Consider the following 21,712-nt stretch of genomic DNA (forward strand, 5'->3'; position numbering starts at 1 on the left):
TCCAAAAAAACAATAATTTTGGCACATCATTAAAACCAAAAAACATGAAAAACCTAATCACAGTTTTGGCAGTAGCTATCTTTTCAGCAGGTATGAATATGAGCGCTCAAGAAACTAAACCAAAAGAAACACCTAAAAAAGAATGCACTACTAAAGAAAAAAAGGCGTGCGACAAATCCAAAAAATCTTGCTGTACAGCAAAGTCTGAAAAGAAAGCGTAATGTAATTAATTTATAATAATTCAAAAAGAGTGTTTGTAACCTTCAAACACTCTTTTTTTTTTGAAAAAAACTTATTTACAGGTAATTTAAGACTAAAAATCCCTTTGCTCCTATTTTAGAATTCTATATTTTTGAGTAAACTTACTCTTAATGCTCAAAAAATCATCAATTGTTATTGTAATTCTTCTAATTCTCTTTGTAGTTTTCAGAGTTTTTATTGTTGATAGTTGCAGTTCAAAGGATGCTGAATACACTGAAGTTCTCTCTGAAAACAACGCTTACGTGGGCGATAAATCATGTGTAAAATGTCATACTTCCGAGCATCATCAATGGAAACAATCCGACCATTATATGTCGATGCTTCCTGCTAATGATTCGACTGTAAAAGGTAATTTCAACAATGTAACTTTCACTGCAGATGGTATCACCAGTAAATTCTATAAAAAAGGTTCCAAATTTTTCATCAATACTGAAGGAAGTGATGGCAAAAACCATGATTTTGAGGTAAAATATATTTTTGGATACAAACCTTTACAACAATATCTTGTTCATTTTCCAGGAGGAAGAATGCAAGTACCTCGTTTGAGTTGGGATGTCAACAAAAAAAAATGGTTTAACCAATATACTGGCCAAAAAATACCTTCACACGATTGGTTGCACTGGACAGGAAATGCCCAAAACTGGAATACGATGTGCGCTAGCTGCCATTCGACCAACTTACATAAAAATTACGACACCAAAACAGACACTTACAAAACGAGTTATAGCATCATTAATGTTAGCTGTGAAAGTTGCCATGGGGCAGGACAAAAACATTTGGAATACATAAATGGTTCTGATTACAAATCGGGAGATAAAGTAATTGGAAGTTTTATGAAATTAGGCAAAAAATCAGGGCAATTGGAACAAATTAACACTTGCGCTCCTTGTCATGCTCGAGTATCCGAAATTAGTCCAAAACACATTGACAGCAAAGAAATCATGGATAATTATATTCCGCAAATTCCAGATACGGAGTATTTCCATGCTGATGGACAAGTTGATGACGAGGATTATATTTACACTTCTTTTTTGCAAAGTAAAATGTACAGTAAAGGGGTAAAATGCAGTAATTGTCACAATCCGCACAGTACAAAATTGAAACATATCGATAATCAAACGTGTGTGCAATGCCACATTCCAAAAAAATACGACACCCCAAAACACACTTTTCATACAGCAGGTTCAAAGGGTTCACTTTGCGCAAACTGCCATATGCCTGGAAAAATATACATGGGGAATGATTTACGTCATGACCATAGTTTTAGAGTTCCCCGCCCTGACCTTTCAGTCAAATATGGCACTCCAAATGCGTGTAGCAACTGTCATAAGGACAAATCAGAAAAGTTCTTGGCCGATGCAGTAATCAAATGGTATGGTCCAAACCGTAAATATCATTTTGCTGATGATTTGATTCCTGGCAGCAAACTGGATGACAACAGCGAAGCGCATTTGATACAATTAATTAATATCCAAGCAACTCCTAATATCATTAAAGCTACAGCAGCTTTCTATTTGGGCAGTTTCAATACTCAATCGAGTTTAAATGCTCTATTTTCCTGTTTAAATCATAAAGATGCCCAAGTGCGTTATAGGGCTTTACGAAGTCTGTCAAACTTCTCTCCAAACAGTTGGATTGAAAATGTTGGGCCATTATTATCGGATGAAGTAAGAGCGGTTCGTATCGCTGCAGCTGATCTCTTTGTCAGTTTGCCAAAAGATCAAATTTCAAGTCAATATAATAATGCGTTTGAAGCTGCACATAAAGAATTAGTCAGTTACCTTCGATATCAAACCGATTTTTCGGTAGGAAATGTGATGCTCGCCGATTATTATCTAAAAATACAGGATTATGCTAATGCTGAATCTTTCTATTTGAAAGGTCTTAAAAAAGATGGCAAAATCAATTATGCCTTGCTTAATCTATCTTCTTTGTATAACGCAGTTGGAAAAAATGATGCTTCATTAAAAGTATTGCAAATGGCACTAAAAAATGACCCCAACAACGAACGCATTTATTACAATTTGGCTTTACTTTATAATGAAATGAACAATACGGTTGCTGCCGAAACCTCTTTTGCGAAAGCAATAGCCTTAAAATCACAAAATCCAAGAGTATATTATAATTATGGTTTGATGCTGAATAGCCAGAAAAAATTCAAAGAAGCCGAAGCTGTTTTACAAAAAGGAATTATCATAAACCCTGATACGCCTGATCTTTATTATGCGCTTACTTTTGTGTACATCCAAACTGGAAACCAGACAAAAGCGCAACAAACGGCTTTTCAATTAAAACAATTGGACCCAAAAAATCCAAATTATCAGGAGTTGTTTAAAAATTTAGGATTGAAATAATAGAACAGTTGTAATTTCTTTAGACAACCTACAACAATTGTTTTTGGGGCAACCATTTATGAAGTATACCATCCAAGTCGTCCTCAGTTATTGGTTTGGAAATATAATCACTCATCCCAAACTCAAGGCATTTATCTTTTTCGCCTACCATTATTCCCGCAGTTAAGGCAATAATTGGTATTTTGTCCCCATTTTTATGGCTTCGAATCTCAATAGTGGCATCATATCCATTTTTAATTGGCATTTGAATATCCATCAAAATCAAATCAGGATTATTGATTTCGAACTGCTCCACACCTTCTTGCCCATCCATGGCTTCCAAAATAATGGCATTCGGAATAATTCTTTTAACTAATGTTTTGGCCAAGAACATATTAATTTTATTGTCCTCTACAATCAAAATACGCAGTACATCTAAATTATTTGCACTTGCAATCTTTTGAATTGCCTTATGGGGTATCAACTCTACAAAAGCATCATTAAGAGGTTTCGCTTTTTTAAATTTAACAAAAAAGAAAAAATCACTACCATCCCCATATTTACTTTTCAGTTGCAAATTACTGTTCATTAATTCAAGAAGCAAATTGGAAATAGCCAATCCTAAACCAGTTCCTCCAAATTTCCTTGAAGTAGCACTGTCTTCCTGCACAAAAGAATTGAAGATTTTCTTTTGGTTGTATTGCTTAATTCCAATACCGGTATCTTTTATGGAAAATTTTATGGTCGCATTTTTCTTACCTCCTTTTACTTGATCAACATCCAAATGTATGTGCCCAAAAGACGTAAATTTTAAGGCATTGCTAATTAAATTTACTAATATTTGTTTCAACCGAATCGAATCTGCATATATGTATTGTGGCACACATTCTTCAATTCTCAGCGATAAAGCAATATTTTTCATATTGGCCTGATGTTTAAACAAATCTATAACTTGGTGCAACAGCCTAAAAAGGTCAATATCCTCAATATGCAAATCTAATTTACCAGATTCAATTTTTGAGAAATCAAGTATGTCATTAATAATTTCCATTAAGGAATTGGCGGAAACATTTACGGTTGACATATATTCCAACTGATTTTTTTCGAGATCGGTTTTCATCAACAAATCGGTAAAACCAACAATACCGTTTAATGGAGTTCGGATCTCATGACTCATATTGGACAAAAAATCGGATTTGGCTCTATTAGCTTCCTCGGCTTGGATTTTGGCTTTTTTAAGTTCTCTATTAGTTTGTTTTAATTGATCATTGATTTCTTCGAACTCAATATATTTTACATACAAGTCCTTTTCGTTTTCTTCTGCTTTTTCTTTGGCACGTATCAATTCCAATTCCAACAATTTATGATCGGTTATATCCCGAATTGTCCCAACCATAACCGAAGAATTGCCATTTTCATCCCATTTTAAAGTTCCTATTCCATGTAACCATCGTTCGGCCTTATCATTTACTCGTATGATTTTGTATTCCGTGTCAAATTGCTTTCTTTTATCTACAACTTCCTCTTGAAAATATACTTCCAAATTCTCCCTCCAAGCAGGATGCACTAAAGCTCCCCAAGATTCTTGATTCAAGTCATAATCAGCATCTATTCCTAAAATAGTATTCAGTAAATCGGTTCTCGTCCATTTTCCAGTATACATATTGACGCTATAAGTTCCCAATTGTCCTATAATTTGGGTTTCCTTCAAAAAATCTTCTTTTTCTTTTAAAGCATCTATTATTTGAATCCGCTCGGTTATGTCTTTCACAAACAATAAAACTTGCTTTTCTGATAATTTAACGGCATCAATAGACCAATATCGTGAAATTCCTTTTTTATGAATAAACTGTACTACATCATTTGAAGTTCTTTTCGCTGAAAGGGTTTCAAATATCGCATCAATTTTAGTCAAGGAATCCAGTGGAGTCAAATCCTTGAGCGTTTTATTTAACAACTTATCTTTAGAATAACCGGTAATTTTTGTTGCTGCTGGATTTACTTCCAAAAAGCATCCCTCTTTATTTACCACTATTACACCCTCGGGAGCATTTTCTACATAGTTTCTAAATTTGGCATTACTTTCACGTTCTCTTTCTTTATCCTTGATTGCTGCGACTTCTTTTTCTTTGGCAAAAATTTCACTCTCAATTCGCTTTTTTTCGGTTACATCTTGAGCAACTCCTCTCAAAATAACAATTTCACCTTTATTATTTACAATTGGAACTCCAGTGCCATAAACCCATTTGAAGCGATTATTAGAAAAGTGCAGTTTATGAGTAATCTCATAAGGCGATCTACTTTTGACGGACTCACTAATCTTATTGTTGAGAATCTCCTTATCTTCCTCTGAAAAATGATTCAGATATCGTTGATATAAGTTTTCATTAGTATCATTGGTAATCTCAAAAATACTATACAACTCTTTGGACCAAATCAATTCCTGTGTTTTCAAATTAAATTCCCAACTGCCTATTTTAGCGATTTTTTGGGCATCATTTAATAAGTTTTCACTAGCTATTAGTTGCTCTTGAATATTTCTGATTTCTGTGATGTCTCGTCCAATGGAATACACGAGATTTTTTGAAGGGTTTATAATGGATGTCCATTGTACAGATAAAATTCCTCCTTTTTTTGAAAGGATTCTATTTTCAAAAATTACTGATGACTCCCCTTTTAAGAGTTTTTGAAGTGCTTCCTTTGTTATAGCAACATCATCTGGATAGATGTATTTGATATAACTATTCAGTAGTAATTCTCTTTTTGTGTAACCTAATTTTTTTAAGAATACAAGGTTGAATTCTTTGAAGTAGCTATTTAAATCCGAAACACAAATAAAGTCTGAAGTTTCTTTGGTAAAAAATTCAAAATTAGTAATCGAATCAATTTTCTTTTGTAATAGCGAAATCTTATTCTCTTGTTTTTTTATTTTTTGCAGTAATTCTTCAATAGATGGTATAGTTTCTTTCATAATCTCAAAACAAAATTGAATTAATTAACAAAACCAAACAACAAATAACAATAAATTAAAGATATAAAATTTATATCACATAATACATTAAGAGATAAATAATTAGAATCGATATAACTGACACATTAGAACAAAAAAAATCTTCCTTTAGAATTTTATAAAGGAAGATTTTTATTACTGATAAAATATTTTAAAAGAAAAAAAATGATGAATACTTAGTCCAAATTCTTCAACCATTTTAATAATACATTTTCCAAATCGGATTGAATAATTGGCTTTGTAATGTAATCAGACATTCCGTGCGCTATACACTTTTCTTTTTCTCCATTCAAAACCCCAGCCGTTAAAGCAATCACAGGGATATGCTTAGTATTTTCAGTTTGCCTAATTTCTAAAGTAGCATCATAACCATTTTGAATTGGCATTTGAATGTCCATCAAAATTAAATCCGGTAAATTTTCATTTGCCAAAACCACTGCATCATAGCCATTAGTCGCTTCTATCAAATCACAATTTTTAATAATCTTACTAACCAATGTTTTGGCTAGAAGCATATTAATTTTATTATCTTCTGCAATTAACACCTTGAAATTACTTAATGATTTTGGCAAATTAGAAGACACATTTTGAACCAAATCATAAGTAACCAACAAATCATTGGTCTCACAATTTATTTTCTCATAAGCAACGGTAAAAAAGAATTCGCTTCCCTCGCCATAAGCACTGATTAATTGCAATTCACTATTTTTTAATGCTAAAAGTTGACTTGAAATCGCTAATCCCAATCCTGTTCCTCCATATTTTCTAGTAGTGGTATTATCAGCCTGAATGAATGATTGAAAAATTTTCTTTTGATTATGATCTTTAATTCCAATACCAGTATCTATTACTGAAAACTTAATTTTTGAAATCGTTTTATCTTCTTCAACTTGAACAATCTGTAATTTAATATGACCTGAAAAGGTAAATTTCATCGAATTACTTAACAAATTCACCAGTATCTGCTTTAATCGAAAAGAATCTCCCTTAATGCATTTTGGCACATTGGAGTCAATATCAAGCAGTAATTCAATTTTTTTGTAATTGGCTTCGTATTTAAATAAATTTATGATTTGATTTGATAATTGAAATATATCAATTTCTTCACTACTCAATTCAAGCTTACCTGATTCAATTTTTGAAAAATCAAGAATGTTATTGATAATTTCCATCAAAGTATTAGCTGATTCATTGACCGTTTTGAGATATTCCAATTGATCGTTATCAAACTTTGTTTTCAATAACAAGTCCGTAAAACCTACTATACCATTAAGTGGAGTTCGTATTTCGTGACTCATATTGGCCAAGAAATCTGATTTGGCTTTATTTGCTGCTTCAGCTTTCTCTTTGGCTTTGATGGTGTCATCAATTTGTTTTTTTTGGGTAATATCTTGTACTACTCCTTTTAATGCAACAACATTATCATTCTTGTCCAATATAGGAACACCAGAACAAAAAACCCATTTTATCTTTTGATTTGCCAAAACAATTCGATGCTCCATTTCATAAGGAACCTTATTCGTAATGGTATTATATACATTTTTATTCAAGTCCTCTGCGTCATCTGGTAAAAAACAGGATAAATATTTGGCATATAATTGCGGATCATTAGGAGTATTTTCTATTTCGAATATTTCATATAATTCGTTGGACCAATTTAATTCTTGAGTCACTATATTAAAATCCCAACTACCGATTTTTGCAATTTTCTGAGCTTCATTAAGTGATTTTTCACTGGACAAAAGTTTTTCCTGTGTTTTTCTAATCTCGGTAACATCTCTCGCTATAGCGTAGATTAAATTATTGGCGGAATGCAGATTGGCTTTCCATTGCAAAAAAACCAATTCTCCATTTTTTTTTATATATCTATTTTCAAAATCGACTGTTGCATTGTTTTTGGTCAAATTTTTGACTTCATCTAAAGTTTTTTCTAAATCATCGGGATGAACAAATTCCAGAAAAGGTCTAGATAATAATTCTTCTCTTGAATATCCTAAAACTTTAGCAAACCCATCATTGATTACTTTGTAATAAGCATTAGTATCGGCGATGCAAACTAAATCTGGTGACTCTTTTACAAAATATTCAAAGTTGGTTACAGCAAGCTTGTCATCATTTAACTCTTTAATTATCAATTCTTGTGCCTCAACTTTTTGGAGTAGTTCATCGTAAGTAAGCTCCTTTTTCGTCTTTTCCATTATTAGAAATTAAATATTAAATGTTTGCTGATCCAAAATTTCTATAAATATAGTACAGTCTATCAGAAAAAAAAAGATCTACCTAAAAAAGAAGAAAATTATATCAATAAATTCACATATAAATTTATTATAGTCATCATTTTTTTTTAATTCTCCTACTGAATCCAAGTAAATACAACGGAAAGTAGCATAATTTCTTTTTTTGAAATAATTCAGTACATAAAACGTTTAGAACTAGTAAAACCTTGAATTTGATATACTATATCCAATGGCTTATTTTCTTTTAACAAAAAAATAACACTACACTTGTATATACAAATATAAATATGACTACATTTGTATCAACAAATAAGACACCTACAAATATGAAAATTGAAGATGTATTAAAAAGTACGGTTGATTATCCTAAATCAACGAGAGTGGTTTTGAATTTGATGTACACGCAGAACGTAATAACTGACAGCTTTAATGATATTATTAAAACTTATGATATTTCGGGGGAACAATACAATGTATTACGAATATTAAGAGGACAAAAAGGGCGTCCTGCTAATATGTGCATCATACAGGAACGAATGCTGGCAAGAACAAGCAATACAACAAGATTGGTCGACAAATTGTTGCTAAAAGATTTGGTTACCCGCAATGTTTGCCCAGAAAACAGAAGAAAAATTGAAGTTTTAATTACACAAAAAGGACTAGATTTATTAACAGAACTAGATCCAAAAATTAAAGAATATCACGATTTTTTTGCTAAAAACTTAACAGAAGAAGAATTAATACAATTGAATACTTTATTAGAAAAATACCGAACTAAATAAATTTAAATATCATGAGCAATTTTTTGAACAATCAAAATTGGAGATACGCAACAAAGAAATTTGATGCCACAAAAAAAGTTTCTGCAGAAGATTTAAACACTTTAAAAGAAGCTATACGTATGAGTTCATCCTCATATGGTTTACAACCTTACAAAGTTATTATCGTTGAAAATCCAGAATTAAGAGCGCAATTACAACAAGCAGCTTGGGGACAATCACAAATAGTGGATGCATCACACTTATTTATTTTTGCAAATGACACTAATCTTGGAGATGAAGCAATCGATAGTTTTTTGAATACAATAAGTGTTACAAGAGAAACTCCTTTAGAATCATTGGCCGGTTATGGTGATTTTATGAAATCAAAAATTTCGACTTTGGAACCAACAATCAAAAATATTTGGACAGCAAAACAAACTTACTTAGCTTTAGGAAATTTATTGAATGCTGCAGCCGAACTTAAAATTGATGTAACTCCGATGGAAGGATTTGTTCCTGCACAAGTAAACGAAATATTAGGATTGGACAAACTAAATCTTAATGCCTCACTTATTGCCACTGTTGGATACCGTCACGAAGAAGACGCTACTCAATTTTACAAAAAAGTTAGAAAATCACAAGAAGAACTATTTATCACTTTATAATAATTACTAATTCAAATTAAAATCAATTTAAACAAATTACACATGAAAAATTTAAAAACAATCGCATTGGCATTCGCAGTAGCTTTATCTACATTAACAGTAACTGCACAAACTAAAAAAGTAGACGTTTCAAAAAGTACAATCAACTGGGTTGGAAAAAAAGTAACTGGTGAACATTCTGGAACTGTAAACATCAAAAGTGGTGCTTTAGTTTTCAAAAAAAATGCATTAACTGGAGGAACTTTCACTGTTGATATGCCTACATTAACTTCAACAGATTTATCTGGAGAATATCAAGGAAAATTAAACGGTCACTTGAAAGCTGATGATTTCTTTGGAACAGACAAATTCCCTACTTCAACTTTAGTTTTCAAAACTATTGCTGCTAAAGGAAATGGTGTATACACAGTTACTGCTGATTTAACTATCAAAGCAAAAACAAACCCTGTTACTTTTGACATTACTGTAAAAGGAGACTCTGCAACTACAGCATTAAAAATTGACAGAACTAAATACGATATCAAATACGGTTCTAAAAGTTTCTTCGAAGGATTAGGTGACAAAACTATCTATGATGATTTCGACTTAACAGTGAACTTGAAATTTTAATTTTAGAATCCTTAATGGGAAAAGTAACCCTCGGCATTTTTGTCGGGGGTTCTTTTTTTTATGAAAATTTGATTTTATCCGTAATCTTCTTAACTTAAAAATCACAAATAAATAATACTAAGAAAATACGCTAAAAATATTGTTGCGGTACTTTTGAAAAAATTAAAGAACCAAAAAAAAACTGCAAAAACCTACAATCATTAGCGTTATGAAAAAAAAACTATTCGTTGTCATTATTATTTCTCTTTCGATTATACCACTGAATGCACAACAAATAAAAGGAATCACTGGTGATACCAACTGGCTGAACTCTTGGACAAATTTTAAGCCATCCACAACAGTTTATAAAGAAGCCAACCAAATTTTAACTGGTGTTTTAGACAAAGATTTAAAACTGACCAAAAATAATACTTACCGATTAGTGGGAACAGTTTATGTTACCAACAATGCCGTTTTAACGATAGAACCTGGAACAGTTATTAGAGGTGACAAAGAATCTTGCGGAACACTTATAATTACAAAAGGATGTAAACTCATAGCTGAAGGTACCGTTACAGAACCTATTATTTTTACTTCCAACAGTAATCCTACATTTAGAAGACCTGGTGATTGGGGCGGAATTATCATTCTGGGAGAAGCTCCTATCAATAAAATTGGAGGACTAGCTTTCTTAGATTTTAATCTGGATCCTGCAGTTAGTTATTATGGAGGGCAAGATCCAAACAGCAATTCGGGGATTCTAAAGTATGTGCGTATTGAGTACTCTGGCCATAAAATAAATGCGCTTAAAGAACTGAATGGTCTATCATTGGGCGGCGTTGGAAGAGGTACTAAGTTTGAATTCATTCAAATTAGTTTCTCTAATGATGATTCATTCGAATCTTATGGAGGTGATGTTAATTTCAATAACTTGATTTCTTTCAGAGCAACCGATGATGATTTTGATTTTACACAAGGTGTACAATGTACTATTTCAAATAGCATTGCTATTCGCTATCCATATTCTTCAGACATATCTGGTTCACGATGTTTTGAAATTGATTCTTTCGATAAAATTGAAAATGCTGATATCACCAAAAAATTAACCAAAATCACTGCCAACAATATGACATTGATAAATACCGAAGATAGTAATCAAGGCTTAGTTAGGGAAGCGGTTTATATCAAAGAAAAAAGTTATTTCAATATCAACAATAGTATCATTGACGGTTTTAGCAGTTGTGTTTTACTTGAAAATAAAATAGGATCATTTCCAGCAAATTTGGCAAAAATCAACATTCAAGGAATACAAGTTAACCGATGTGGCGGTGTTGTTTTAAGTGAAAGCCTAAACTATAACTTGGAGTTACGCAACTGGTACAATAGCGACACCTTCTCATTAGAACATACAAAATTAAACAGTACTGAATTATTCATGCAATCTGATATTAAAGATTCGCCCGATTTTAGAGTCAAAAACACAAATTCAATAGTAAGCTTAAAATAATCATCTTTTTCTTCTCCCTAAAAAGAACCTGAAATTAATTCGGTTCTTTTTGTTTTATACCAAAACCATAGTTTAAAACTAAGCTCGAAATATTTTATAATATTAAAAATACTGCTACAAAATAATAGACTGAAAACAACTGGTTTACAAAAATTTAAATTAACTTTATATACCATTTATATCTACAACTTATCATTAATTAAGGTTCCATTTCAAATCGATTTCATATTCATCAAAATGAAATCAACCTACATTTCATTAATTGTTTTATTAACTTAATTATTAGAAATATGAGAAACTTAAAATCATTTAGTATTGTTTTACTAATCCTTTTTTCTTTTAACCAAGGATTTTCGCAAACCTATAAAATTGATGTTTCCAAAAGTATCATTAAATGGGAAGGAAAAAAAATAACGGGTCAACATGAAGGAACTATCAACTTTAAGGAGGGTTACTTAGTTTTCAAAAACAAAAAAGTGACTGGAGGTAGTTTTATCGCAGATATGGCAACATTATCAAATACAGATCAAACAGGAAGTTCCAAAACAAAACTGGAAGGCCATTTAAGATCCGAAGATTTCTTTAGTATTGATAATAATAAAACTTCAACTTTAGTATTTAAGAGTATCGCCAGTAAAGGAAACAACACTTATCTCATAAATGCCGATTTGACTATTAAAGGAATTACAAATAGTATCCAGTTTGATCTCGTTGTAAACGGAAAGAAAGCCACCGCCGCACTAACTATAAACCGAACCAAATATGATATCAAATACGGTTCAGGAAGTTATTTTGATGATTTGGGAGATAAGACGATTTATGATGATTTTGATTTAAACGTGACTTTGGCTTACTAACTTCAACAATTTAACAAAAAATTAAAAATTTTAGCTTTTTTTTTATTTCAATCTTTTTGTCAGACCAAATATCATTTATATATTTGCGAATAAGAAAACAAAATATGAAAACTATAACAAACAATACTTGGTGGTGGAATAATTTACGTCAGTTGTCGTGAACTAAGCTCCTATAGTATTATTTGAACTATAAATATAAAAGGCTTGTCATCACGACAGGCCTTTTTTTTATTTCAAAAAATGAGGAAAACAATTTAAAAAAAATCCATTGTATCAAAAGCAACATAAAGCATGAAAACATATAAACTACAAACCAACAACAAACAAATCCTTGCCGATACGATAACGCCAGTAAGCATTTATTTCAAAATTAGAGATAAATTTCCAAATAGTTTATTGCTAGAAAGTAGCGATTATCATGGAAACGACAATAGCTTTTCCTATATCTGCTGTAACCCAATAGCCTCAATAAAAATTGAGAACGAAATAATTTCCAAAAACTACCCTGATGGAACTTCTGAAACAATTGCAATTGATGCCAACACCAATATTCCTGAAATCATTCAAACTTTTTCAGGACAGTTTAAAGCAGATAAAACGGATTTCAAATTCATTAACAATGGTTTATTTGGATACATTTCTTATGATGCCGTTCGATATTTTGAAAAAGTAAGCATTGCCAAAAAAGAAAACAGCAATTCGATTCCCGATGTGTATTATGCTGTTTACCAAAATATAATAGCTATCAACCATTTCAAAAACGAAGCGTACATTTTTTGTCATAGCCTTGATGGAAAAAATAACATATCCGAAATTGAGCAATTATTACAATCCAGAAACATTGCTTCGTACAAATTCTCTAAAGAAGGCGAAGGTTTTTCAAATCTAACTGATGAAGAATTTAAACAAAATGTGGCTTTGGCCAAAAAGCATTGTTTCCGTGGTGATGTGTTCCAATTGGTTTTATCAAGAAGATTTACACAGGGATTCAAAGGTGACGAATTCAATGTTTATAGAGCTTTAAGAAGCATCAACCCATCCCCTTACCTATTCTTTTTTGATTATGGCGATTTCAAAATTTTTGGTTCTTCACCCGAAGCTCAGATTATTGTCAAAAATCGTAAAGCCGAAATCCATCCTATTGCGGGAACTTTCAAAAGAACTGGTGATGACGAAAAAGACGCCGTTCTTGCTAAAAATTTATCAGAAGATAAAAAAGAAAATAGTGAACACGTGATGTTGGTTGATTTGGCTCGAAATGATTTAAGTCGTCACGGACATGAAGTACAAGTAGAAAAATACAGAGAAGTTCAATTTTTCTCTCATGTAATCCATTTGGTTTCCAAAGTTACTGGGCATTTACACGAAAAAGCAACAACAATGCAAGTCGTAGCCGATACTTTCCCAGCAGGAACTTTAAGCGGAGCGCCAAAACACAGAGCAATGCAATTGATAGAAGATTACGAAAAAACAAACCGTAATTTTTATGGAGGAGCAATCGGTTTTATGGATTTTGAAGGTAACTTTAACCATGCGATTATGATCAGGACTTTCTTGAGTAAAAACCACCAACTGCATTCCCAAGCCGGTGCCGGAATTGTAGCAAGTTCAGACGAAGAAAGCGAAATGCAGGAAGTTTACAATAAATTACTAGCGTTGAATAAAGCGTTGGATTTAGCAGAGCAAATTTAAAAATTAAAAAATTGAATGATTGAAAAATTCCTAATCTTTAAATTTTCAATCTTTAAATCATTAAATAAAATGAAAAAAATACTAGTCATAGACAATTACGATAGTTTCACTTATAATTTAGTGCATTATCTGGAAGATTTAGATTGCGAAGTTACCGTTTACAGAAACGATGAATTTGACATTGATGAAATAGCAATTTTCGATAAAATTTTGCTTTCTCCAGGACCAGGAATCCCTGATGAAGCTGGATTATTGAAAGCCGTAATACAAAAATATGCTCCTACCAAAAGTATTTTCGGAGTGTGTCTTGGACAACAAGCAATAGGAGAAGTTTTTGGAGGAACGCTTTCTAACTTAGACAAAGTCTATCACGGAGTCGCAACACCTGTAAAAACAGTAGTTGATGATGAGTTTTTGTTTGAAGGTTTGGGCAAAGAATTTGAAGTAGGCCGTTATCATTCTTGGGTAGTTGACAGCAATTTACCAGATGTTTTGGAAGCTACATCATTTGATGAAAATGGTCAGGTAATGTCGCTAAGACACAAAACATACGATGTAAGAGGTGTTCAATTTCACCCCGAAAGTGTTTTAACACCTAACGGAAAAAAGATTTTGGAAAACTGGGTGAATTCAACCAAATAAAAAAAGCAACTAAAATAAATCCTAGAAGTTTGAAAACATTAAAAATCAACTTTTTCATCTCATCTTTTTTTGTTTTTTGCTTCCTTTCCTGTAATCAGAAAAAGGAGCAAAAAGCAGAACAGACGGTTAATGTACAGCCTGAATTTTTTTTGGATTTGGTGGATTTGCAATCAAAAAACAAACTGGGAAAAGATACTGTTGTCACAGTTAGTAATGACCCGGTTTATCACAAAACAAAGAAGTATCATGCTGTAAATGCATTGCTTCTTTTAAAAAATGAAATTGATTTATCAAAAGTTGACATAAAAAATACATTAATAGTTTTTGAATGTATTGATGGTTACAAACCAGAAATGCCATTGGAATTATTTTTAAAAACAAACCCTTTTCTAGCTTTCAAAGATGTTGATGCTCCAAAAGGTTCCAATTGGGAAAAGATTATCAAAAACGGAAACGAGATGAATGCTGACCCATTTTATCTAGTTTATACAACCGCTCCAACGGAAGATCAAGAATACAAATGGCCTTATAATATTATAAAATTTCGTTTTGAATCGAAAAGTAAAAACATCGAAGCCTTACAACCAAAAGATGATGAGACAGCAATGAAAGGCTTTGTATTATTTCAAAAACAATGTATCACATGTCACGCCATAAACGGAATTGGAGGCGAAATGGGACCTGAATTGAATTATCCCAAAAGCGTGACCGAGTATTGGAAAGAAAACGAATTGGTCGATTATATTGTAGATCCGGCTTCTTTCAGAAACAAAGCGAAGATGCCGACACTTGGAATTACAAAACAAGAATCACAGGAAATTGTTTCCTACTTAAAATATATGGCTAAAAATAAAAAAACTTAGCATCTCAGTATCTTAGAATCTTAGCAACTTAAAAAAAAATGAAAAACATATTAAACCGATTAATCAACCACGAAATTCTTACCAAAGAAGAAGCCAAAGATGTTTTGGTAAATATCTCTAGCGGCAGTTACAATCCAAGTCAGATATCAGCCTTTTTGACCGTGTATATGATGCGAAGTATTAGCATTGAAGAATTGGCGGGATTCAGGGAAGCCTTATTGGATTTGTGTCTAAAAGTTGATTTATCAGCCTATAATACTATTGATTTGGTTGGTACAGGTGGTGATGGGAAAGATACTTTCAACATTTCGACTTTGGCCTCTTTTGTGACTGCTGGAACTGGAATCAAAGTCGCCAAACATGGAAATTATGGAGTTTCCTCTATTTCGGGTTCGAGTAATGTGATGGAAACACTGGGAGTGAAATTCAGTAATGAAAGTTCATATATCGAAAAATGTATCGACAAAGCCGGAATCGCCATTTTACACGCGCCGTTATTTCACCCTGCAATGAAAAATGTTGGTCCAATCCGAAAAGAATTGGCAGTAAAAACATTTTTCAATATGTTGGGGCCATTGGTAAATCCATCTTTTCCAAAAAATCAATTATTAGGAGTTTTCAATCTCGAAATGGCTAGAATGTATGGGTATTTATATCAAAATACTGATGTGAACTTTACTATTTTACATTCTTTGGATGGATATGATGAAGTGTCTTTGACCGGCCCTACAAAAATTATAACCAGCACCAAAGAAGGAATGCTGAATCCTGTTGATTTTGGTGTTTGTCATTTGGAACAAAGTGAAATCGAAGGCGGAAAAACCATCGAAGAATCGGCCGCAATGTTTCTAAACATTATTTCTGGAAAAGGAACCGAAGCTCAAAACAATGTGGTTTGTGCCAATGCTGGACTAGCCATTGCAACGGTTAACAAATGCACACCTCTCGAAGGTTTTGAATTGGCAAAAGAAAGTTTACTTTCTGGAAAAGGGCTCTTAGCTTTAAATACAATACAAGAATTAAGTAAATAAAATAGTTTATGATGGGTATGAGTTTAGAAAGTTTAGTCTAAACTCATAACCTTTCTAAACCTTCTAAACTTTTAAAATGAACATACTAGATAAAATCATAATCGACAAAAAAAGAGAAGTCATTCTCAAGAAATCCATCATTCCAGTTTCACAATTGGAAGCTTCGGTTTTCTTTGGAAAAGAGACTATTTCTCTAAGTCAAAATTTAAGAAACAGCAATACGGGAATCATTGCCGAACACAAACGTCGTTCGCCTTCAAAGTCAATTATAAATCAAAGTTTCACTGTTGAGGAAGTAGTCAAAGGATACGAAAGTGCTGGTGCCTGCGGAATTTCGGTTTTGACGGACGGGAAATATTTTGGTGGTTCATTGGACGATTTACTCTTAGCCAGAGCCTCGGTAAATATTCCGCTTTTGCGAAAAGAATTCATTGTGGATGAATACCAAATACTAGAAGCCAAAGCCCACGGAGCCGATTTGATTTTGCTTATCGCGGCCGTTTTGACAAGAGAAGAAATCAAATCATTATCTGAATTTGCTAAAAACTTAGGATTAGAAGTATTATTAGAAGTACACAATCTCGAAGAACTGGAAAAATCGATTATGCCAACATTAGACATGATTGGCGTGAACAACAGAAACTTGAAAACTTTTGAAGTAAGCTTGGATTTCAGTAAAGAACTAGCGTCAAAAATTCCTAATGAATTTGTGAAAGTTTCCGAAAGCGGCATTTCATCTATCGAAGCCATCAACGAACTGAAACCTTATGGATACAAAGGGTTTTTGATTGGAGAAAATTTTATGAAAACCGATAATGCAGGAAAAGCGGCAACGGAATTTATTAGACAGCTTTAGGCTATACTCTATAAGTAATAAGCACAAAAACAAACAAAAATGAAACTCAAAATCTGCGGAATGAAATACCCTGATAATATGCTCGAAGTAGGCTCGCTCCTGCCCGATTATATGGGTTTTATATTCTGGGAGAAATCGGCTCGTTATTTTGACGGAGATATGCCGGAATTACCAAAATCAATTCGAAAAACAGGAGTTTTTGTCAATGAAAGCATTTCAGAAATTGAAGAAAAAGTAAAGAAATACGATTTGCAGGCCATTCAATTACACGGTCAGGAAACAGTTGAATTTTGTTCGGAATTAAAAATTAAATTTGGTATTTCAATTGAAATTATCAAAGTGTTTTCGGCAGATGAAAATTTTGATTTCAGTGTTTTGAAACCATACGAATCCGTTTGCGATTATTTTCTTTTTGACACCAAAGGAAAACTGCCTGGCGGAAACGGAACCACTTTCGATTGGAAAATATTAGAAAATTACCCATCGACAAAACCTTTCTTCCTCAGTGGCGGAATTGGAGTTGCCGAATTGGATTCGATAAATGAAATTTTAAAAACCGATTTACCGCTTTATGCAATTGACATAAACAGTAAATTTGAAATTGAACCAGGATTAAAAAACACATCATTATGTACAGACGCGATTAATCGCATCTATACAAAAAACAAATAAAAAAATATAAAATGTCATACAACGTCAACGAAAAAGGCTATTACGGAGAATTTGGAGGAGCCTACATTCCTGAAATGTTATATCCAAATGTAGAAGAATTACGCCAGAAATATCTAGAAATCACATCAGAGCCAGATTTTAAAGCTGAGTTTGACCAACTGCTAAAAGATTACGTAGGACGCCCTAGTCCACTGTATTTTGCGAAAAGACTTTCTGAAAAATACAATACCAAAATCTATCTCAAAAGGGAAGACTTAAATCATACAGGCGCACACAAAGTCAACAATACAATTGGACAGATATTAGTTGCGAAACGTTTGGGCAAAAAGCGAATCATTGCCGAAACTGGAGCAGGTCAGCATGGAGTGGCAACAGCTACTGTTTGTGCCTTAATGGGTATGGATTGCATTGTGTACATGGGCGAAATCGACATTGCGCGCCAAGCGCCAAATGTAGCTCGTATGAAAATGCTGGGTGCCGAAGTTCGTCCTGCACTTTCTGGATCACAAACACTAAAAGACGCAACCAACGAAGCCATTCGTGATTGGATTAACAATCCTGTGGACACACATTACATCATCGGATCAGCTATTGGACCACACCCATATCCTGATATGGTTACCCGTTTTCAAAGCATCATTTCCGAAGAAATCAAATGGCAGCTAAAAGAAAAAGAAGGTCGCGAAAACCCCGATTATGTAGTCGCTTGTATTGGTGGAGGCAGTAACGCTGCAGGAACTTATTATCACTTTTTACACGAGCCAGAAGTGGGAATCATTGCTGTCGAAGCTGCCGGAAAAGGCGTAAACAGCGGTCATAGCGCTGCGACCAGTAAACTGGGAAAAGTGGGTATTATTCACGGTTGCAAAACCCTGTTGATGCAAACTCCCGATGGTCAAATTACAGAACCGTACTCGATTTCTGCAGGTCTTGATTATCCTGGAGTTGGTCCTATGCATGCCCATTTGGCACAAACTGGCCGTGGAGAATTCTTTTCAGTAACCGATGATGAAGCCATGAATGCAGGTTTACAGCTTACCAAATTAGAAGGGATTATTCCAGCCATCGAAAGCGCACATGCTTTTGCTGTTTTAGATCAGAAAAAATTCAAACCAACAGATATTGTCGTAATCAGCCTTTCAGGTCGTGGCGACAAAGATTTAGACAATTATATCGATTATTTCAAATTATAAAATAATAGTTTGGGCGTTACCCAAGGGTCGGGCTGTGCGTTCCCGCTTTTTTTGAGGCAAAAAAAATCGCCTCAAAAAAGAGCTACACTACCATCCCTAACGCGCTCACTGCATAACCATAAAATAACTACTATTGACTTAACCAAAAATAGAATCTATGCAAAAATTATTCGCTTACGGTACTTTACGAGATCAAGATGTTCAAGAAAACCTTTTTGGACGTATTCTTCACGGAACTCCAGAAACATTGATTGGTTATGAATTAAATGAAATCCAAATCGAAGAAGAATTTGGCATAGAGCATTACCCAATCATTATGGAAACCAATGATTCCAACGACACCATCAGCGGGATTTTATATGAAGTCACAATGAGAGAACTCCATCAGGCTGATCTATATGAAGGACTACATTACAAACGTGTAGAAGTAACGTTGCAATCTAATCAAAAAGCCTGGGCTTATAGTGCCGTCATATAGAAACAATAAGAGATTTAAAACTAAATAAGAAAAAATGATTTTAGCAGCTGCTCAAACAAAACCGAAACGAGGAGATATCGATGCCAATCTTTTAGATCATTATCGTCTGGTAAAATTGGCTGTCGCAAATGGAGCACAACTAATTGTGTTCCCCGAGCTGTCCATTACGGGTTATGAAAGAGAAGATGCTGCACAATTGTCTTTTTCCGAAAATGATTCTCGCTTAGATTATTTAAAAAAATTAGCTACAGAAAACAACATTACAATCATTGCAGGAGCGCCAATTTGCATAGAATCTAACTTGTTTTTGGGTGAATTTTGTATCGCTCCAAACGATTCTATTTCCATATATACCAAGCAATTTTTGCATACTGGCGAAGACGTTTATTATCAACCTTCGTTCGATTACAATCCAATACTCGAAATAGAAAATGAACGTATTTCTGTTGCCATTTGTGCTGATATCGATAATCCTAAACACCCGGAAAATGCGAGCAAAAATAATACCTCAACTTATATTGCCAGTATTTTCTTTTCGCCAAATGGAATTCCGCAAGCACACCAATCGTTACAGAATTATGCTTCCCAATACCAAATGAATGTTCTTATGGCCAATTTTGGCGGTGACTCTTACGGTTGTAAATCTGGTGGTCGCTCTGCATTTTGGAATAACAATGGAGAATTGATTGCCCAAATGGAAGATTCAGGCTCTGGATTACTACTCGTAGAAAAGCATGATTCCGGTTGGAAAAGCAAAATACTAAATGACTAATAAAATATAAAAACACAACTATAGGATTTTCAAAATCCGAAGATAAAAGACTTTAAAATGAACAGAATAAACCAAAAACTACAAGAAGATAAAAAAATACTTTCCATCTACTTTTCGGCTGGATATCCTAACTTGAATGACACTGTACAAATCATTCAGGATTTAGAAAAAAGCGGAATCGATATGATCGAAATTGGATTACCATTTAGTGATCCCTTGGCCGATGGACCAACCATTCAAGCGAGTTCTACACAAGCTTTACATAACGGAATGACAACACAAATCTTGTTTGACCAATTGAAAAATATTCGCCAAAGCGTAACAATTCCGTTGGTTATTATGGGGTATTTCAATCCAATGTTACAATACGGAGTTGAGAATTTCTGTAAAAAATGTGCCGAAATAGGAATCGATGGTTTGATCATTCCTGACCTTCCGGTTGATGTGTACGCTGAACAGTACAAAGCCACTTTCGAGAAATACGGATTAATCAATGTGTTTTTGATTACGCCACAAACTTCAGAAGAACGCATTGGTTTTATCGACAGTGTTTCGGATGGATTTATCTATATGGTGAGTTCTGCGAGTGTAACGGGTTCTCAATCTGGTTTTGGAAACACACAGGAAGCTTATTTCAAGCGCATTGCAAACATGAATTTAAAAAATCCTCAAGTAGTCGGTTTTGGAATCAACAATGCAGAAACTTTCAATCAAGCCACACAGTATGCCAAAGGGGCCATAATCGGAAGTGCTTTTATCACCCATTTAAAAGAGAATGGAACTGGAAAAATTAGCGAATTTGTGAAAGCTATTCGATAGTTTGACAACAACTAAAAATAGATGACAACAGCAAGAACAACCTCAGAAAACATCGATTTCCAAAAACTGGTCATACTTCTCGATGAAGTTTTGAGAATTAAAGATGGCGAAGACCATGCTTTTTATGCTCAGCATAATACACTCGACAAAATCAATCACGTTGTCGTTTGTTATCAGGATAATCTAGCGATTGGTTGCGGTGCTTTCAAGGGATTTGATCTTAATACTGTTGAGATAAAAAGAATGTTTGTCCATCCTGATTACCGAGGAAAAGGAATTGCAAGTACAATTTTAAAAGAACTGGAAATTTGGGCAAGCGAATTCAATTATACTAACTGCGTTCTGGAAACTGGAACAAATAATCCAGAAGCCATCGCATTGTATCAAAAATCGGGTTACGAGATAATACCGAATTACGGCCAATATGAAAATATTCAGACTAGTGTTTGCTTAAAAAAATTCATTGATAAATAGT

General features: G+C 33.5%; 20 protein-coding genes and 1 pseudogene. 19 read left to right on the top strand and 2 right to left on the bottom strand.

Annotation, left to right across the window (positions count from 1 at the left end):
* Positions 1-44 precede the first annotated feature (44 nt).
* From J2W95_RS13320 to J2W95_RS17425, 3 genes and pseudogenes are all read left to right on the top strand, one after another.
* The gene (locus tag J2W95_RS13320; RefSeq protein WP_310007802.1) at positions 45-221 is read left to right on the top strand and encodes a hypothetical protein; all 177 of its coding nucleotides are present in this window, start codon (positions 45-47) and stop codon (positions 219-221) included.
* A gap of 690 nt (positions 222-911) precedes the next feature.
* Positions 912-1,010, top strand: a pseudogene (locus J2W95_RS17420) (hypothetical protein); the annotation flags it as partial.
* Positions 1,011-1,202: 192 nt separating this feature from the next.
* Complete coding sequence (locus tag J2W95_RS17425) at positions 1,203-2,615, top strand: tetratricopeptide repeat protein (RefSeq protein WP_409025130.1); 1,413 nt, start codon at positions 1,203-1,205, stop codon at positions 2,613-2,615.
* Positions 2,616-2,643: 28 nt separating this feature from the next.
* On the opposite strand, the gene J2W95_RS13330 is transcribed toward J2W95_RS17425, so the two are convergent.
* The gene (locus tag J2W95_RS13330; protein ID WP_310007805.1) at positions 2,644-5,565 is read right to left on the bottom strand and encodes a PAS domain S-box protein; all 2,922 of its coding nucleotides are present in this window, start codon (positions 5,563-5,565) and stop codon (positions 2,644-2,646) included.
* A gap of 215 nt (positions 5,566-5,780) precedes the next feature.
* Positions 5,781-7,802 (bottom strand): PAS domain-containing protein, encoded by a 2,022-nt coding sequence (locus J2W95_RS13335; RefSeq protein ID WP_310007807.1) that lies wholly within the window; start codon positions 7,800-7,802, stop codon positions 5,781-5,783.
* A 365-nt stretch (positions 7,803-8,167) separates the two neighbouring features.
* Here J2W95_RS13335 and J2W95_RS13340 point away from each other — a divergent pair, with 365 nt between their 5' ends.
* From J2W95_RS13340 to J2W95_RS13415, 16 genes are all read left to right on the top strand, one after another.
* Positions 8,168-8,623, top strand: a complete 456-nt coding sequence (locus J2W95_RS13340; protein WP_310008282.1) for a MarR family winged helix-turn-helix transcriptional regulator — start codon at positions 8,168-8,170, stop codon at positions 8,621-8,623.
* An 11-nt stretch (positions 8,624-8,634) separates the two neighbouring features.
* Positions 8,635-9,267, top strand: coding sequence for an NAD(P)H-dependent oxidoreductase (locus J2W95_RS13345; protein WP_310007810.1), 633 nt, complete (start codon positions 8,635-8,637; stop codon positions 9,265-9,267).
* A gap of 42 nt (positions 9,268-9,309) precedes the next feature.
* Positions 9,310-9,876 (top strand): YceI family protein, encoded by a 567-nt coding sequence (locus tag J2W95_RS13350; RefSeq protein ID WP_310007813.1) that lies wholly within the window; start codon positions 9,310-9,312, stop codon positions 9,874-9,876.
* 208 nt (positions 9,877-10,084) lie between these two features.
* Positions 10,085-11,362 (top strand): hypothetical protein, encoded by a 1,278-nt coding sequence (locus tag J2W95_RS13355; RefSeq protein WP_310007815.1) that lies wholly within the window; start codon positions 10,085-10,087, stop codon positions 11,360-11,362.
* A gap of 290 nt (positions 11,363-11,652) precedes the next feature.
* Entirely contained in the window at positions 11,653-12,219 is a 567-nt protein-coding gene (locus J2W95_RS13360) for a YceI family protein (protein ID WP_310007817.1), read from the top strand.
* A 291-nt stretch (positions 12,220-12,510) separates the two neighbouring features.
* Entirely contained in the window at positions 12,511-13,911 is a 1,401-nt protein-coding gene (locus tag J2W95_RS13365) for an anthranilate synthase component I family protein (protein ID WP_310007819.1), read from the top strand.
* A gap of 69 nt (positions 13,912-13,980) precedes the next feature.
* Entirely contained in the window at positions 13,981-14,553 is a 573-nt protein-coding gene (locus J2W95_RS13370) for an anthranilate synthase component II (RefSeq protein ID WP_310007821.1), read from the top strand.
* Positions 14,554-14,582: 29 nt separating this feature from the next.
* Complete coding sequence (locus tag J2W95_RS13375; protein ID WP_310007822.1) at positions 14,583-15,416, top strand: c-type cytochrome; 834 nt, start codon at positions 14,583-14,585, stop codon at positions 15,414-15,416.
* Positions 15,417-15,454: 38 nt separating this feature from the next.
* Positions 15,455-16,447, top strand: coding sequence for an anthranilate phosphoribosyltransferase (gene trpD / locus J2W95_RS13380; RefSeq protein ID WP_310007824.1), 993 nt, complete (start codon positions 15,455-15,457; stop codon positions 16,445-16,447).
* Positions 16,448-16,523: 76 nt separating this feature from the next.
* Complete coding sequence (trpC, locus tag J2W95_RS13385; protein ID WP_310007826.1) at positions 16,524-17,303, top strand: indole-3-glycerol phosphate synthase TrpC; 780 nt, start codon at positions 16,524-16,526, stop codon at positions 17,301-17,303.
* A 39-nt stretch (positions 17,304-17,342) separates the two neighbouring features.
* A complete protein-coding gene (locus tag J2W95_RS13390; protein WP_310007828.1) occupies positions 17,343-17,975 on the top strand; it encodes a phosphoribosylanthranilate isomerase in 633 nt (210 codons plus the stop codon).
* 11 nt (positions 17,976-17,986) lie between these two features.
* A complete protein-coding gene (gene trpB / locus J2W95_RS13395) occupies positions 17,987-19,168 on the top strand; it encodes a tryptophan synthase subunit beta (protein ID WP_310007830.1) in 1,182 nt (393 codons plus the stop codon).
* Between the two features lie 157 nt (positions 19,169-19,325).
* Complete coding sequence (locus J2W95_RS13400; RefSeq protein WP_310007832.1) at positions 19,326-19,646, top strand: gamma-glutamylcyclotransferase family protein; 321 nt, start codon at positions 19,326-19,328, stop codon at positions 19,644-19,646.
* Positions 19,647-19,680: 34 nt separating this feature from the next.
* Entirely contained in the window at positions 19,681-20,418 is a 738-nt protein-coding gene (locus tag J2W95_RS13405) for a carbon-nitrogen hydrolase family protein (protein ID WP_310007834.1), read from the top strand.
* Positions 20,419-20,475: 57 nt separating this feature from the next.
* Entirely contained in the window at positions 20,476-21,237 is a 762-nt protein-coding gene (gene trpA / locus J2W95_RS13410; RefSeq protein ID WP_310007836.1) for a tryptophan synthase subunit alpha, read from the top strand.
* A gap of 21 nt (positions 21,238-21,258) precedes the next feature.
* Positions 21,259-21,711 carry a GNAT family N-acetyltransferase gene (locus J2W95_RS13415; RefSeq protein WP_310007838.1) on the top strand — a complete coding sequence of 151 codons (453 nt, stop codon included), beginning with the start codon at positions 21,259-21,261 and terminating at the stop codon, positions 21,709-21,711.
* Position 21,712: the final 1 nt, after the last annotated feature.

The sequence above is a fragment of the Flavobacterium granuli genome (assembly GCF_031456055.1).
GTDB lineage: Bacteria > Bacteroidota > Bacteroidia > Flavobacteriales > Flavobacteriaceae > Flavobacterium > Flavobacterium granuli_A.

Coding starts and splice junctions, on each gene's coding strand:
- J2W95_RS13320 (WP_310007802.1), top strand. CDS start 45: ATGAAAAACCTAATCACAGTTTTGGCAGTAGCTATCTTTTCAGCAGGT.
- J2W95_RS17425 (WP_409025130.1), top strand. CDS start 1,203: ATGGATAATTATATTCCGCAAATTCCAGATACGGAGTATTTCCATGCT.
- J2W95_RS13330 (WP_310007805.1), bottom strand. CDS start 5,565: ATGAAAGAAACTATACCATCTATTGAAGAATTACTGCAAAAAATAAAA.
- J2W95_RS13335 (WP_310007807.1), bottom strand. CDS start 7,802: ATGGAAAAGACGAAAAAGGAGCTTACTTACGATGAACTACTCCAAAAA.
- J2W95_RS13340 (WP_310008282.1), top strand. CDS start 8,168: ATGAAAATTGAAGATGTATTAAAAAGTACGGTTGATTATCCTAAATCA.
- J2W95_RS13345 (WP_310007810.1), top strand. CDS start 8,635: ATGAGCAATTTTTTGAACAATCAAAATTGGAGATACGCAACAAAGAAA.
- J2W95_RS13350 (WP_310007813.1), top strand. CDS start 9,310: ATGAAAAATTTAAAAACAATCGCATTGGCATTCGCAGTAGCTTTATCT.
- J2W95_RS13355 (WP_310007815.1), top strand. CDS start 10,085: ATGAAAAAAAAACTATTCGTTGTCATTATTATTTCTCTTTCGATTATA.
- J2W95_RS13360 (WP_310007817.1), top strand. CDS start 11,653: ATGAGAAACTTAAAATCATTTAGTATTGTTTTACTAATCCTTTTTTCT.
- J2W95_RS13365 (WP_310007819.1), top strand. CDS start 12,511: ATGAAAACATATAAACTACAAACCAACAACAAACAAATCCTTGCCGAT.
- J2W95_RS13370 (WP_310007821.1), top strand. CDS start 13,981: ATGAAAAAAATACTAGTCATAGACAATTACGATAGTTTCACTTATAAT.
- trpD (WP_310007824.1), top strand. CDS start 15,455: ATGAAAAACATATTAAACCGATTAATCAACCACGAAATTCTTACCAAA.
- trpC (WP_310007826.1), top strand. CDS start 16,524: ATGAACATACTAGATAAAATCATAATCGACAAAAAAAGAGAAGTCATT.
- J2W95_RS13390 (WP_310007828.1), top strand. CDS start 17,343: ATGAAACTCAAAATCTGCGGAATGAAATACCCTGATAATATGCTCGAA.
- trpB (WP_310007830.1), top strand. CDS start 17,987: ATGTCATACAACGTCAACGAAAAAGGCTATTACGGAGAATTTGGAGGA.
- J2W95_RS13400 (WP_310007832.1), top strand. CDS start 19,326: ATGCAAAAATTATTCGCTTACGGTACTTTACGAGATCAAGATGTTCAA.
- J2W95_RS13405 (WP_310007834.1), top strand. CDS start 19,681: ATGATTTTAGCAGCTGCTCAAACAAAACCGAAACGAGGAGATATCGAT.
- trpA (WP_310007836.1), top strand. CDS start 20,476: ATGAACAGAATAAACCAAAAACTACAAGAAGATAAAAAAATACTTTCC.
- J2W95_RS13415 (WP_310007838.1), top strand. CDS start 21,259: ATGACAACAGCAAGAACAACCTCAGAAAACATCGATTTCCAAAAACTG.